At 32.7% G+C, this 14,021-nt stretch carries 13 protein-coding genes; 3 read left to right on the top strand and 10 right to left on the bottom strand.

The window, feature by feature from the left end; translation table 11 throughout:
* Nucleotides 1-12: 12 nt before the first annotated feature.
* Nucleotides 13-1,497, bottom strand: coding sequence for a xylulokinase (locus AC13CQ_RS04765; RefSeq protein WP_456867433.1), 1,485 nt, complete (start codon nucleotides 1,495-1,497; stop codon nucleotides 13-15).
* 4 nt (nucleotides 1,498-1,501) lie between these two features.
* Nucleotides 1,502-3,133: a D-xylose transporter XylE gene (gene xylE / locus AC13CQ_RS04760; protein WP_456867434.1), complete on the bottom strand. Its 1,632-nt coding sequence runs from the start codon at nucleotides 3,131-3,133 to the stop codon at nucleotides 1,502-1,504.
* Nucleotides 3,134-3,309: 176 nt separating this feature from the next.
* Here xylE and AC13CQ_RS04755 point away from each other — a divergent pair, with 176 nt between their 5' ends.
* Nucleotides 3,310-4,029: an NUDIX hydrolase gene (locus AC13CQ_RS04755; RefSeq protein WP_008613860.1), complete on the top strand. Its 720-nt coding sequence runs from the start codon at nucleotides 3,310-3,312 to the stop codon at nucleotides 4,027-4,029.
* Between the two features lie 6 nt (nucleotides 4,030-4,035).
* Here AC13CQ_RS04755 and AC13CQ_RS04750 read toward each other — a convergent pair whose 3' ends face one another.
* Nucleotides 4,036-5,247, bottom strand: coding sequence for an OprO/OprP family phosphate-selective porin (locus AC13CQ_RS04750; RefSeq protein ID WP_335587459.1), 1,212 nt, complete (start codon nucleotides 5,245-5,247; stop codon nucleotides 4,036-4,038).
* 130 nt (nucleotides 5,248-5,377) lie between these two features.
* Nucleotides 5,378-5,935 carry a DUF4251 domain-containing protein gene (locus AC13CQ_RS04745; RefSeq protein ID WP_008613858.1) on the bottom strand — a complete coding sequence of 186 codons (558 nt, stop codon included), beginning with the start codon at nucleotides 5,933-5,935 and terminating at the stop codon, nucleotides 5,378-5,380.
* Nucleotides 5,936-6,104: 169 nt separating this feature from the next.
* On the opposite strand from AC13CQ_RS04745, the gene AC13CQ_RS04740 reads away from it, so the two are divergent.
* Both AC13CQ_RS04740 and AC13CQ_RS04735 read left to right on the top strand, forming a co-directional pair.
* The gene (locus tag AC13CQ_RS04740) at nucleotides 6,105-6,461 is read left to right on the top strand and encodes a hypothetical protein (RefSeq protein WP_456867435.1); all 357 of its coding nucleotides are present in this window, start codon (nucleotides 6,105-6,107) and stop codon (nucleotides 6,459-6,461) included.
* A gap of 195 nt (nucleotides 6,462-6,656) precedes the next feature.
* Entirely contained in the window at nucleotides 6,657-7,124 is a 468-nt protein-coding gene (locus tag AC13CQ_RS04735; RefSeq protein ID WP_008613856.1) for a hypothetical protein, read from the top strand.
* 72 nt (nucleotides 7,125-7,196) lie between these two features.
* Here AC13CQ_RS04735 and AC13CQ_RS04730 read toward each other — a convergent pair whose 3' ends face one another.
* From AC13CQ_RS04730 to AC13CQ_RS04705, 6 genes are all read right to left on the bottom strand, one after another.
* Nucleotides 7,197-8,456, bottom strand: coding sequence for a DUF4374 domain-containing protein (locus AC13CQ_RS04730; protein WP_482882722.1), 1,260 nt, complete (start codon nucleotides 8,454-8,456; stop codon nucleotides 7,197-7,199).
* Nucleotides 8,457-8,572: 116 nt separating this feature from the next.
* Complete coding sequence (locus tag AC13CQ_RS04725; RefSeq protein ID WP_482882721.1) at nucleotides 8,573-10,915, bottom strand: TonB-dependent receptor; 2,343 nt, start codon at nucleotides 10,913-10,915, stop codon at nucleotides 8,573-8,575.
* A gap of 162 nt (nucleotides 10,916-11,077) precedes the next feature.
* Nucleotides 11,078-12,649: a PepSY-associated TM helix domain-containing protein gene (locus AC13CQ_RS04720; protein ID WP_482882720.1), complete on the bottom strand. Its 1,572-nt coding sequence runs from the start codon at nucleotides 12,647-12,649 to the stop codon at nucleotides 11,078-11,080.
* Between the two features lie 8 nt (nucleotides 12,650-12,657).
* The gene (locus AC13CQ_RS04715; RefSeq protein WP_008613850.1) at nucleotides 12,658-12,954 is read right to left on the bottom strand and encodes a hypothetical protein; all 297 of its coding nucleotides are present in this window, start codon (nucleotides 12,952-12,954) and stop codon (nucleotides 12,658-12,660) included.
* Nucleotide 12,955: 1 nt separating this feature from the next.
* Entirely contained in the window at nucleotides 12,956-13,288 is a 333-nt protein-coding gene (locus AC13CQ_RS04710) for a hypothetical protein (protein ID WP_456867440.1), read from the bottom strand.
* Nucleotides 13,289-13,298: 10 nt separating this feature from the next.
* On the bottom strand, nucleotides 13,299-14,021 hold a 723-nt coding region (locus AC13CQ_RS04705), incomplete at its 5' end, for an NAD(P)/FAD-dependent oxidoreductase (RefSeq protein ID WP_482882719.1).

Raw genomic sequence — 14,021 nt, 5'->3', positions numbered from 1 at the left:
AATGTTTATAATCTATTTTATATTTTTTTTCCAATCTTGATATATTTCCTGATATTGAGCTACTAAAGTTGCATTAGGTTCTATTTTTTCTAAACATTCTAATCCTTTAAAAGCAGCTTCTATGGTTGAGAAATAACCATATCCATAGGCTGCTCCTCTTGCAGCGCCCTCAGCACCAGAAGTATTGTATAATTCTACTGTTGTATTTGTTGTATTTGCAAAAATTTCTCTAAAAACTGGATTCAGAAATAAATTTGCTTTTCCTGCCTTTACCACTTTTCCTTCCACCCCTACATTACGCATGATTTCGAAACCATAATTCAGCGCAAAAACAATTCCTTCACAAGCAGCTCTTACCATATCTGTTTTCTGATGAATATTAAAATTCAACCCTTCAATTCCAGAAAAAGCTGGCTTATTATTAAAAATACGCTCCACACCATTTCCAAATGGATAAAATCGAAGTCCTTTACTTCCTATTTCGCTTTGCGATGCTAGCTCATTTAATTTGTCATAATCCATTAGGTTCTTCGAATCTTCAGACAATGTTTTTCGTAACCATTGGTATAAAATCCCTGAACCATTTATACAAACCATTACTCCATTTCGTTTTTCTTCAGGAGTATTATTTACATGTAAAAATGTGTTAATTCGGTTATTTGCATCGTAATCATCCGTATTACTAACCCCATACACTACTGCAGAAGTCCCAGCCGTTGCAGCAATCTCTCCCGGATTTAAAACATTTAAAGACAAAGCATTGTTTGGTTGATCTCCTGCTCTATAATTTATCTGAACATCTTTAGACAGTCCTAATCCTGCTGCTATTTCTTTATCTATAATTGCTTGCTTTCCGAAATTTGAAACTATCTCTGGAATAATTTCTTCTGAAATATCCATCGCTTCTAATATTTCGGTTGCTAGTCTATTTTCTTTAAAATTCCATAAAGCTGCTTCCGATAATCCTGAAGTACTTGTTTGCGCAACTCCCGAAAATTTTGCAGCAATAAAATCGCCTGGAAGCATCATATACTTTGCTTTAGCATACACTTCTGGCTGATTATCTTTCACCCATTTTAGCTTAGAGGCTGTAAAATTACCAGGACTTCCTAGAATTTGTTCCTGACAAGCTTCTGCTCCTATTTTATTATAAATAGACTCGCCAATTGATGCAGCTCTGCTATCACACCAAATAATAGAAGACCGAACAGGATTTAAATTTTCATCAGTTAAAACCAATCCATGCATTTGGTATGCTATTCCAATTCCTTTTATTTTTTCAATTTCAATTTGATGTACTTCTTTTAACTTAGCAATCCCTTCTTTTACATACTGCCACCACATTTCGGGTTCTTGTTCAGCCCAACCATGCTTTGGAGCTTTCATCTCTAATTCAAAATCGGGTACCGATATTGATGCCATACATTTTTCGGTTTCAGCATTTAAAACCGATAGCTTAATTGAAGAACTTCCTAAATCTATCCCTAAAAAATACATAGCTTTAATTTATTTTTGATTCTAAAGTACCCTCTGCCTCCCATATACTTTCCATTTCTTCTAATGTTTTTCCTTTTGTTTCTGGAACAAATTTCCAAATAAAGAAAGCCGATAAGACCGCCATAATACCATAAATCCAATAGGCAAACCCATGATTAAAGAGTTCGTTTAAATGGGAATTATTATTCATCATTGGGAAGGTCCAAGAAACTACAAGATTTGCCAACCATTGCACTGCAACAGCTACAGCCATTACTCCTTTTATTTTGTTAGGGAAAATCTCCGAAAGTAAGACCCATGTAACAGGACCCCAAGAAATTGCAAAAGCAGCAATGTAAAGTAACATTAGGAGTAATGCGGCAATCCCACTACTATCTGCATACAATACCGTTCCTAATCCGAGCATACTAATTGCCATAAAAATACTCCCAATAATCATTAATATTTTTCTCCCAAATTTGTCAACTGTAAACATTGCAACCACCGTAAATAGTAGGTTTATAGCTCCAACTATAATAGTTTGCATCATTGAAGCATCTGTTTCCATCCCCATTCCTTTAAAAATTTCAGGAGCATAATATAGCACTACATTAATCCCTACAAATTGCTGAAAAATAGACAGTAACAATCCTATTATTATAATAGCCCAACCATAACTAAGCCATGGAGCCTTCTTTGTTTTAAATGATTTTTTTATATCCTCTAAAATTTCTGAAGCTCTTGAAGAACCGTTATACTTTGTTAATACAGCAATAGCTGCATCTTCATTTCCTTTTAAAACTTGAAAACGTGGCGTTTTTGGAACTATCAGTAAAAAGAAGAAAAAGAGAATTGCAGGAATACATTCAGATAGAAACATATACCTCCAACCAATATTATTAATCCAATCATCTGCTTGTCCTTTAATAATAAAATAGTTTACAAAATATACTACCAACATCCCGCTAACGATTGCGAGCTGATTACAAGAAACAAGTTTTCCTCTCATGTTGGCTGGTGCCATTTCTGCAATATAAAGTGGCGCTAGCATACTTGCCAACCCTACTCCAATTCCACCAATAATTCTGTAAATAATAAATGTAGTAAGGTTTCCAGCCATTAAAAATGGTAGCTTTTCTGGATATGCAGAACCAAGAGCAGAGATAATAAACAAAAGTGCCGCTACAATTAAACCATTTCTTCTTCCTATTGAATTTGCAATTCGGTCTCCTACAGCAGCCCCTATAATACATCCTACTAATGCACTACTAACCATAAAACCTAAGATAGAATTTCCTAGATTTTCTGATAGCTCATTAGAATCTGATAAAAAATTAGAATAAAGTAAACTCCCTATTAATAAAATAGAGACTACCATTATACCGATAGCGGTTACTTTTTTAAAGAATTTGAAGATGAAAGAACTAAATAATGCAAAAATAACTAAAGTACATATAGTTATTAATCCTTTAAATTCCACAATAGTCTCTGTGGCTATATTTATATTTTCTGATAGCGGACTTACAAAATAGCTTCTTAGCCCTCCTACCGCTCCAGAAATTACTGCAGTATCATACCCAAAAAGTAATCCACCAAGACTAGCTACCGCGGTAATTAAGTATACATTGCTAGGTTTTAGGTTAGTTTGATTGTTCATTAATGGTCATTTAAACTATATCTTATAGTTAATTTGACTACAATACTAATTAAATATTTTTATTTTATCAAAAAAATGTTATTAAAAGTGAATAATTGGTAATAATTTTTATGATAAGATGCCATATAGAAATTATTTTGTATATATGCACTTAAAACTAATCGACCTATTTAAAGATGGTTAAGAAATTTATTGATGAAGAATCGGGGAAAATAGTAGAAGAAAAAGTAATGAATGCTATTACTATTGACTGTGCTATTTTTGGATTTGAACAAGGAAAGTTAGAAGTATTACTTATTCAACACGCAGAAGGAATTAGCAAAGGAAAATGGGGACTCCCTGGAGGTTGGATAAAAGAAGATGAAAGCATAGACAATGCCGCACATAGATTGTTGAGAGAGTTAACTGGAATTTCCGACCTTTATTTGGAACAGTTAAAAGCCTTTGGCGACCCCAAGCGTTTTCCTCTTGGAAGAGTAATTACTATTGGATATTACGCACTAATAAAAAAGGAAGATTATGATGTAAGAGCTGGTTTTACAGCTTCTGACGCTAAGTGGTATAAAATTGATGAGATTCCAAACTTGATTTATGACCACAATGAAATTCTAACTTACAGCCTCCACCATCTAAGAAATAGAGTACGAAATGCGCCTATTGGTTTTAACCTACTACCAGAAAAATTTACATTACTGCATTTAATGCAATTGTATCAAGAGATTCTAGGAGTAGAACTTGATAAACCTAATTTTAGAAGAAAGATTTTAAAGATGAAACTTCTTGTTGACCTTAAAGAAAAACAACAAGATGTGTCTCATAGAGCCGCAAAACTATATAAGTTTGACCCTGAAATATATAATAAACTGACAGAAAAAGGCTTCAATTTTGAAATGTAACTAAAGTTATAATGATATATCCCACTGCAATCTAAATCGGATTTTATCATCTACATTCCCATCTGCAGTTTCATAATCAAAATGACTTACCTCTAATGTTAGTTTGTTTTTATGCTTGGTAAAAAACCAATTAAAAGCCAACGTTTTTTCATGCTGAAAATTAGTATCTAAACTAGTATCAGGTTGATATCTAGCATATCTAGCAGCTACCTCTAAAGGTTTTGGCCACCAATTAATACTTGTATGTGCTAAATATCCCGCTTGTAAATAAAAGCCTTCTAACTTAGTCTCGGCATCATTGTCAAGTTTATTAATTATATTTTTATGATGCCATTCTGATTGCCAACTAAAACCTTTGTAAACAAATGCAGTTTCTATATTATATTGATTAACACGATATTCTCCAACCTCTTCCTCCTCAAAACCAACTAAAGAACCTCCTCCAGATTGCGAAAACCTAGTATACGGACTCCTATTTGTTACTCCAGCAATAGCTATAATGGCTGCAGGCTTTTCATGCAGTTCTATATCACTTCCTTCAAAACCCAAATCTTCCCCTAATAAGTTCCATTGAAACCTTCCAAAATACATTAAATGCTCATCGTCATTAACAGTTACGCCTCTTCCAGAACCTGTTAGTACTGCCGCCCAATAACTAAAATCTAATAATTCCTTCCCTCCTCTAAGTCTTCCATACAATTCTACACCTTGCTGCCTATCTACCGTAAATGGTCTATTTAGAATAGAACGATCCATGGTTTGCTGTTCTCCACTACTTATTCTACGTTCCCTAGAATATTCTATTTTCCATTGTCCTACTTTAAGATTAAGCCACTCCCATTTTTCAATCATAATTCTAAAATCGAGTAAATTAGACCTACTTAGTTCGTATTCCCAATAGTATTTAAGCCACGTTTGATAGGCGTTTCCTCCTACTTTTAAACGTGCTCTATTTATTTTAAACAAATTTGTATTCTCATCATCATAATCATCAAAAGTAACAGGGTCCTGATCGTCTGGAGTAGCAAAACGGAATTGTAGCCTACTCTGGATTTGTAATAAATACCTATTGTCTGTAGATTTAAATTCAAAACCCTTAAATCCATAATCTATTTTCCATTTCCGAATGGAATCTCTTTCTACTTCTTGAGCATTTATTTTGCTGAAAAAAAAGAGAAAAAAACTAGTTAGAAGAAGTAATCTGAAACTTTTTATCATTCGTTTTTCTAAAATTATAAATGTGTATTTCTACACATTGCCAATACCTTTTAATTGTACTCTTAAAAAAGAAAATCTAATGAGGTTTGTAAAGGGGAATAGATTTATAAAATTAGTAATTAGAATTAATTTATTCTTTAGAAAGCTCAGAAATTGTTCCATCATAGGTAATAAAATCTCTTTGAGAACTATTTACAGAGAGTGAGGTTTTCTTATTTGGAAAAACTAAAAGTGTAACATTAAAAGATTCTGCGCCGTTATTGGCTGTGAATTGAATTTTATAACGTTGTTTATTTTCAATAAAATCTACTTGCATATCTGTAATTTCTTGCTCAAACTGGATTCCTTCCCCGTCAGAATTATATCCGCCTCCCATTTGACGTTCTCCATAATACGGCAAAAATGCTTTTGCAGAATCTCCTTTTATCTCCAAATAATTTGTGTTTCCAATTAAACTGATGCGTTGCATATTGTTTCCTGGGCCTAAAATTCCGCTATTCCCCAACTGAACCATACTAGAACTCACTTGCGGCATAGCCCATTGATTCTCTACTTTAAATTTTTTATCCTTAATTAAAGTTTCTACTTCTGTAAATTCCTTAGCAGTAGTTGCCGAGTCTTGCGCTCCACCACAAGCAATTAAAAGCAACAAAATACAAGAGCTCAAAAAAATAGTAGTATTTTTCATCTTATTAATTTTCTCTACAAGTTAAGAAATTCCACAATCATTTGAAAGTGAATATTTCATTCACACATTTCAACTAAAATAGTATTTCTATATCCATAAACAGAAACAAGCCGCTAAAAATAATAAGAAAAATGTTTGCAAAACTGATGAATAAAGTACCTTTGCCATTGTGAAAATTTGGAAAATTATATCGCTTTTTATTTTAGGAGGAATTATTTATTTAAATTCTTCTAAAACTGATATTGATCATTTTGAGAAAATTCAACTTCCATTATCTCAAAATTCTACAGAAAATATAGCGGTAGGCATTAAATACCAAGGCGTTGCTACGCTCCAAACAAGAAACAATATTGAGTTTTTTGAAAACCTTAATATTAAATTACACAAACTCAAGTTTAAATTTTTAAACTATATAACTCTCGGAATAAGTGTTGCAAAATTTAATCCTTTATACATTGGAGCTAAATTTAACCTATCACACTTCTTAATAAAAGTTATTATTTACCCTTTCCATTACCATTGGTGAAGTTTTATATAAAGTTTTAATCCATTTCGACTTAGAGCCCTTCGGTAAACTCAGGACAGGCTCTGGGAAATAAAACCCTCAATGAGGGATTCAATTGTTTTTATCTAAAAAACACTAAAACAATTGATCTTGTCACTATTAGTTAACGCATTAATATTGGCTATAATCTTTTATATAAATTTTAAATTAATAGCAATGGATACATCTTCCATCCTATGGGGAACAGTTACATTAACTGTTTGCCTTGTTCCTTTATTGCTTTTAGGAAAACAAATAAAAAAAGCCTCTAGAAAATTATTAATTCCAATTTTGGAAGAAGCTAAAAATAATAATGGCGTAATCTCTGTTCATGAAATGATTTCTGATGTATGTTTTGCGTTAGATGAAAAGCAAAATACACTCTACTATTATAGATCTACAAAAGAAATTGAAGAATTAAAAAGCTTCAATTTGAACGAGGTTGAAAATTGTAAAATAGAGATTATAAGAAAAAGTGAAAATAGAAAAAGTAACGCTGCTATTGTAAAGGTTTTTCTTGAATTACATTTTAAAACTTCAGCAATAAAAAAGCTAGTAATTTTTGACCTTCAAGAATCTACTCAACTTATTCCTGAGGTTCTTTTTGCTGAAAAATGGAATAGAATTATTAATTCCAAAATATAATTAACTATAAAAAAAGTCGTCTGGAAGAATATTCTTCAGACGACTTTTAAAATCAAATTTCAAACTAATTAATTATTCCGCAGGGTCAAGTTTACTTATTGCAGTAATTACTCCCCCATTTACTTCTAATCCTTTTGTTGCAGTAGCACTTGCTACATCTATATTATAAATAGCACTTCCAGTTTCTGTGGTAACTCCAACATGCACTGTACTTTTATCTTCAGAAACTAAAATATCCATTCCTTTTGTTACATTTAATATGGCTTCAGCTGCTGGCATTCCACTTACAAATGTTAGCGTTTTGTTGTATAAATCTATCACATAAAATAAATTACCTGTTTCATAAGCAGATGTTTTTTCATCTCTTAAAATCCCTATTGCTTTACCATTTCCAACATATTTATGATCTGCAATATAAGCACCACCAGCCGCTGCTTCTATATCAAAATAATAATCGTCAAAAGCTGTGGTACCACTTTTAATTCTAGTAATTGCAGATGGTTTTGTAGAAGTTAACTCTCCATTAGTAGTGGCAACTGCTGCTGAGAAAGCATAAGCATCTCCATTTTCATCAACAGAAAGTCCGTTATCAAAATACCTTCCTATATAACTTGTACGATCGTCGTGAATAACCGTTTCTAATTCCATTTCTGGATATGAATACACAGCAATATTAGCTTCGTTAGGATACTCAGTTCCAAAAGTATCATTACAACATCCTTTAACTGTAAAATAAGGAAGATACACCTTATCTCCCACTTGTGTAATCCAAGAGAAAAATGCTATTTCACCATTTTCTTTATTGGCTAGCTCTTGAGTGTTGATTTGCCCTTCTGCAGTAAATTGAGAAGTTTCTGTATCTAATTGATACCAATAAGCAATTGGAGACTCGGCACTTCTTGATATTTTAATCATTAACACATCATCATTAACAGCTCCAAAAGCTTGTACTGTTTCCGACTGAAAATCGGATATTTTTTCCAAAGTACTTTCCCCACTTAATTCATACGTGGTAACTGCTCCTGGATTTCCTTGCCCATATAACAAACTAAAAAACTTATTATTTGTAGTTAAATAGTAACGGTACGTTCCATCTTGTTCTATTCCATTTCCTTCTGTAGTAATGCTCCCTTGAGATAAATCGTCTGTAGTTAAAATATAATCTGCCACCCCTTCCGAAGCTGTTGGAGTTGCGGTTATAATGTACTTTGATGTTGCATCTGGATTCTCTGTTCCTCCATCTGGATTTCCAGAATCGTCATCACTACATCCTATTAATAGTGAAGCTCCAGCAAATAATAGACTGAAAAAATAAGTTGATTTTTTGATCATTTTAAATAATTTTAAACTAAAATTTATACTTAACTCTATTGTTTAATTGTTATAATGCACTTAAATAGTTTATCTGTATTTATAATGCTAATAGCGGTTATAACGCCACTGTTTTCTTATAAAAAAGTGTATTTTATTTTTCCTGTAATGCTTCTTCCTGGCTTTTGTAAACTAAAATTATCATACAATTCGGCATCAAAAATATTTCTACACTCTAGCGTAAATTGCAGTTTTTCGTTGTATGTATAGGTTGCATTTAAATCGTGTGAAAGTTGTTCAGGAATATCAAGTTTATCCGAGCCTAAGCTTGGCCAATACAAGTAAAAAGCATGCACATAAAGCATATTATAACCTATACTCAATAAATTCCCCTTTCCTCCTACATTCTCGAAAGTGTAGCTTGCATCTGCATTTCCATAGAGATAGGGCATGTTTGGAATTCTGTCTCGATACACTATGCTTTCGGTAGTTTGTCCTTCTTCGTATTTGGTATTATTTCTTAAATCTTGATATGTTAAATTAACCCCTGCATTAAAATGTCTAGCGCTTTGGTATCTAACTTCAGCCTCTACACCTAAATTGGTTACACTCCCTAAATTATCCATAACTTGCATGGTTTGGTTATTATTAAGTCGTGGACGGATAAAATCGCTCGCATCTCTATAAAATCCATTTAGATTGAAATTTATTTGATACTCGTTATGTAAAGCCAACCAATAGCTAGCTCCTAAATTATAGTTATAACTGTGCTCAGGTTTTAGGTCGATATTTCCTTGAAGGTTGATAACATCTCCGTATAATTCTTCTGAATCTGGAAGACGATAACTCTTTTCAAAAGAAGCTTTCATTTGAAAGTTTTCATTAAAAAAGTGAGAAACTGCCAAGCCATATCCGAAGAAATTATAAATATTAATTTGGTCTCTATAAGCTACATCACCATAATCTCCAGTAGGGTTATAGGATTGTGAAAATTTATTTTGCTGAAAATACTGTTTCGTAAAGGCAGATGCATTCCAATTTTCCGTTTCATATGCATAACTCAATCCTAGAATATTTTTTAATGTTTTTCTAGGCTGTTGGTAAGTATCGTTATTCGGATTTAACTCATCTTCTCCTTCTCTATTAAAAGTATTTAAAGTATTCCCTAAAGATATTCGGTGTTTTTCTGCAATTGTATAATCAAAAGCAGCGGCTCCAACCCCATTATTATTTCTATATTTATATAAAGAATATGATCTTTCTCCTCCTGGCCCTTCATACTCTTTATACTCTCCAAACCAATTATACCTTCTATGGAGCGTATCTATATTTTTTTCTTGTCCTAAATTGTAATTAGCATTGATTCTAACATTTAATCCTTCTACTAAAAAATTCTTCTTTTTATACTTTACGCTTGGCATAATTACATTCCCTCTTCTATGCCAGCCCCCAAATACACTAACAATTCGAGCTCCTGTTTGAATTTCTCTATAATTATTCCCTAGTGTTATTCCGAATAGCAATTGGTCTGCATACGATTTATTTACAACCCCAAAATTTGCTATCACTGTTTCGTTATGATATTGATCGTGAAAACGTTTTACTGTTTGATTTGGGTAATACTGCCCTGTATTTATATCGGCTACATCCACATTTACTTTATATGAATTGTCCGAAAAGTTTTGATATGCATTTAATTGTGCTGTAAATCCGTTTTTAGCAACATAAATAGCATTGACCATTGACCTATGAGTATTAAAAGACCCATACGAATACGAAGCATCTAAATGATTTTTGCTGTACGCATTTGTAATAATATTTACGGCACCTCCTAAAGCATCAGACCCTAAACCTACTGGAACAACTCCTTTATAAACTTCTATTCTTTCCGCAAGATTTATAGGGATATTATTTAATTGAAATGAGCTTCCGAAGTTATCCATTGGGACTCCATCTATAAAAAAACGAACTTGCTTTCCTCTAAAACCATTAATCGAAAAATTCATCTGAGACCCTACTCCTCCACTTTCTCTAACTCTAATTCCCGACACCCTATCCAAAGCGTGCCCCAAATCTAAAGTTGTATTATGCAGTTCTTTTGCATCTACCACACTTACATTAAAAGCCTTCTCTCTAACTTGATTTACTATACTTTGTCCAGAGACAACAACCTCATCTAAATCGTAAGAAGATTCCTCTAACTGTAGAGCTACATTTACCGTTTCTCCTTGTTTTAAATTGACTGAAATTTCCTTTGCTTCAAATCCTAAATAAGAAACTTTCAAAGTATAGCTTCCACTCTTTGCATTTGTACTTAAGTTGTAAACCCCATCAACATTAGTAGTCACCCCTTTTAACAGTTCTTCAATCACAACAGTAGCACCAGCTATTGGAGCTCCCTCACTATCGTTTATTGTTCCTGTAACATTTATATTATTACTTTGTGAAAATGCCGTTAAGGAGCAAATTAATAAAGACAAAAGCAGTATTTTGTTCATGCAAACAATTCGCATATTATTCTTATTTAGACTTATTAAAAATATAATTTGCGCAAAAGTACCTATATGAGCTACTGAAATTAATACGCAAAACGGATTAATATCTACGCAAAAGGGAATAATTAAATTTGGTTGAAGAAAGTGTTATTTCCTTTTCATTTTAAACACAACAGTTATAGAAATTAATGCCACAATAAGCCAGAAAAGGTCTATTATTAATATTTGAGAATACCCATTAGCATAAGACACCCAAGGCCAATTTCCTGTCTTAATACCATTAGAGATTGGAATAAGTAAACTAAAAGCTGCACCAGTAATTAGGCATACCTTATTGGTAAAATAATTACTCTTTTTAAGAAGTAGTAAAACACTAAAAATAAGCCATGTCCAAAAGAACGTTTTATTGATAAAGCTATTTCGAGCCCCATCAAAGTCGTCTGCAAATAGCTTAACAATTACAAAAGTGAGTGCAGTAACTGGAAATAAACTTAAACAGCCTACCATATATATTTTAACCAGCCAAGTATTGAAACGCTTTTTATGTTCGGCTACATTCTTTTTATCTCTAGCAACAAGCCAGATAAGAACCCCAGAAATAATTACAAAACAGGTTATAAAACCAAGAATTAAATAAATCAATTTCATTCCATACCCTCCATAATCTCCAAAATGAAGCCTTTTTATAACATCATTTGCACCTTCTACGTAGGAAATATCATTGTAGGGATCTTTTGTACTTACCAGTTTTCCGTCGTTCACGTTAAAAGTTTGATATCCCGTTCCTACAAAGCCATCGGTAAACTTAGGAGACCCCATTACTTGAACATGCATATTTTCATTTCCGTAATTAAAAACTTTAAAGCCATTAATTTCAAGATTTGGCCATTCTTGCTTTGTTCGTTTTACAAATTCGTTAAGAGAAAAATCTTTTTGTAAAGGACTTCCATTAAATGCATATTCCTCTACTTTCTGACTCTCCATTGCTTTTTGCATTTCCCGAGGATTATCATCAAAAAGTACTTTTTGTACAGGAGGCAACATTACTGTATAACCTATAATTAAAAAAGCTCCGGTAACGGCAAAAATAAATTGATACGGTAATCCTATTAACCCTAAAGCAACATGAGCATCTGTCCAAATAGTTTTTAACTTAGCCTTTGGACGGAACACATAAAAACTAGATACTATTTTTTTCCAATGAACAAGTACCCCCGTAACCACTGCAAACAGGAAAAAGAAGGCAACTATTCCTGCTAAAAAATATCCAGACCTCCCAAAGAAGTTTAATTGTGCAAAAAAGTGAAGCCTATAAAAAAACTCTCCCAGAGAATATCCAGATGCATAATCGGTTTTGGAATAATTATCCATATCCAAATAAAAGAAACCTCTTCTTCTTCCACCTCCTTTTTCGGTTACTATGGTTGTATCTTTTGGTGGCGTCATAAAAACACCTATTCTTCTTTCAAAAAAACGCTGAGAAAAAGTTATATCTCTACTATAAAGCGTATCATGCTGCTTTAATGAATTTAAAGCCGAATCAAAATCTATATGCTCAAAATAGCCTTCTGCTATTGGTTCATTCCGCTCCCACGCATTTATTTCATCTCTTAAAAAAGAAATAGAACCCGTAAAAAAAATAAGGTATAATAAGGCGCTTATAAAAATACCACTGATGGTATGCGTATGAAAAAGAACATTGTAAATTCTATTCGACATGTAAAAAATTATAATGAATTAATATTTGAGCTGAAGTATATTATTACGGAAAGAATAAGGGTAATTGACAGATAAATCCCCCATATTTTCCATCCGCTTTTTGCTAAAAAAGCAACAATCATTAATGCAGCCCAAAGCATAAAACCTGCATAACGAATTGTAAACATAATAGCTCCAAAGTCAAACCAAAGCGCTAAAACCATATGGAATGCCTCTGTTATAATAAAACCACCCACAAAACCAGCAGTTATTTTTAAAAATCGTTGAAGAGGAGACTGAGTTAAATATTTTTTATTTGCAGGCATACTATAAAATGTTTATTTCTAACAAAAGGGCTAAAATTCCAATAACTACAATACTCTTAAGTGAGAAAAACCTTATAGGACTAATTAAAATTATCAGACTAGCTAATGTCATCAAAACAACAAAAAATGAAAAGATTCCACTTCCCCACCCTAACAGATAAATATCTAATAGAAGCCCTAAAACAATTAATAATATTCCTATATATTTTGATTGAGAGGCGTTAGCGTGTCCCCATTTATAGATACCTAATTCACTCCTATAATCTGCTCTTTTGGAGGTGATATATAAAAAGTAAAATCCGATAAAGATTAAAAAAATAGATACTGTAAGCATGAGTTGGAGGTTAGTTTATACTTTTAATCACTTCTTTTTTAGCTTCTTTTTTAGTTCCATCAAACCCTTGAACTCCACCAACAGTTGTATATTTCATTACATATTTTTTGTCTGGAAAAATACGTTGGTAAGCACTCTGACACATTACTGCTGCTTCATGGAAACCAGAAAGAATTAACTTTAATTTTCCAGGGTATGTATTTACATCGCCAATAGCATAAACCCCCGGAATATTGGTAGAATAATCATACGCATTATTCACCTTTATAGCATTCTTTTCTATCTCCAAGCCCCAATTTGCAATTGGCCCTAACTTTGGTGACAATCCAAAAAGTGGAATAAAATTATCTACCTCCACATGAGATTCGCCATTTTTAAGATGTTTTACGGTTACCGCTTCCAATGCATCTTCTCCATGTAGCTGCGTTATCTCTGCTTCGGTAATTAACTCTACTTTTCCTTTTTTAGAAAGTTCTGCTACTTTTTCAACAGAATCTAAGGCACCTCTAAATTCATTTCTTCGGTGTACTAAATAAACTTCCGAAGCAACATCGGCTAAATAAATAGACCAATCCAAGGCAGAATCTCCACCTCCAGCTATCAATACTTTTTTATCTCTGTAAACTTCTGGGTCTTTTATAATGTAAGAAACCCCATTATCTTCATACTTATCTATATTTTCTAACTGTGGCTTTCTAGGCTCAAAACTTCCTAATCCTCCAGCAATTACAAC

This window comes from Galbibacter sp. L-19 (assembly GCF_056857615.1).
The sequence above is the reverse complement of the archived record's forward strand: the minus strand, read 5'-3'. Positions and strand labels throughout refer to the sequence as shown.

Excerpts from the sequence above, each read along its gene's own strand:
- AC13CQ_RS04765 (WP_456867433.1), bottom strand. The coding sequence starts at position 1,497 with ATGTATTTTTTAGGGATAGATTTAGGAAGTTCTTCAATTAAGCTATCG.
- xylE (WP_456867434.1), bottom strand. The coding sequence starts at position 3,133 with ATGAACAATCAAACTAACCTAAAACCTAGCAATGTATACTTAATTACC.
- AC13CQ_RS04755 (WP_008613860.1), top strand. The coding sequence starts at position 3,310 with ATGGTTAAGAAATTTATTGATGAAGAATCGGGGAAAATAGTAGAAGAA.
- AC13CQ_RS04750 (WP_335587459.1), bottom strand. The coding sequence starts at position 5,247 with ATGATAAAAAGTTTCAGATTACTTCTTCTAACTAGTTTTTTTCTCTTT.
- AC13CQ_RS04745 (WP_008613858.1), bottom strand. The coding sequence starts at position 5,935 with ATGAAAAATACTACTATTTTTTTGAGCTCTTGTATTTTGTTGCTTTTA.
- AC13CQ_RS04735 (WP_008613856.1), top strand. The coding sequence starts at position 6,657 with ATGGATACATCTTCCATCCTATGGGGAACAGTTACATTAACTGTTTGC.
- AC13CQ_RS04730 (WP_482882722.1), bottom strand. The coding sequence starts at position 8,456 with ATGATCAAAAAATCAACTTATTTTTTCAGTCTATTATTTGCTGGAGCT.
- AC13CQ_RS04720 (WP_482882720.1), bottom strand. The coding sequence starts at position 12,649 with ATGTCGAATAGAATTTACAATGTTCTTTTTCATACGCATACCATCAGT.
- AC13CQ_RS04715 (WP_008613850.1), bottom strand. The coding sequence starts at position 12,954 with ATGCCTGCAAATAAAAAATATTTAACTCAGTCTCCTCTTCAACGATTT.
- AC13CQ_RS04710 (WP_456867440.1), bottom strand. The coding sequence starts at position 13,288 with ATGCTTACAGTATCTATTTTTTTAATCTTTATCGGATTTTACTTTTTA.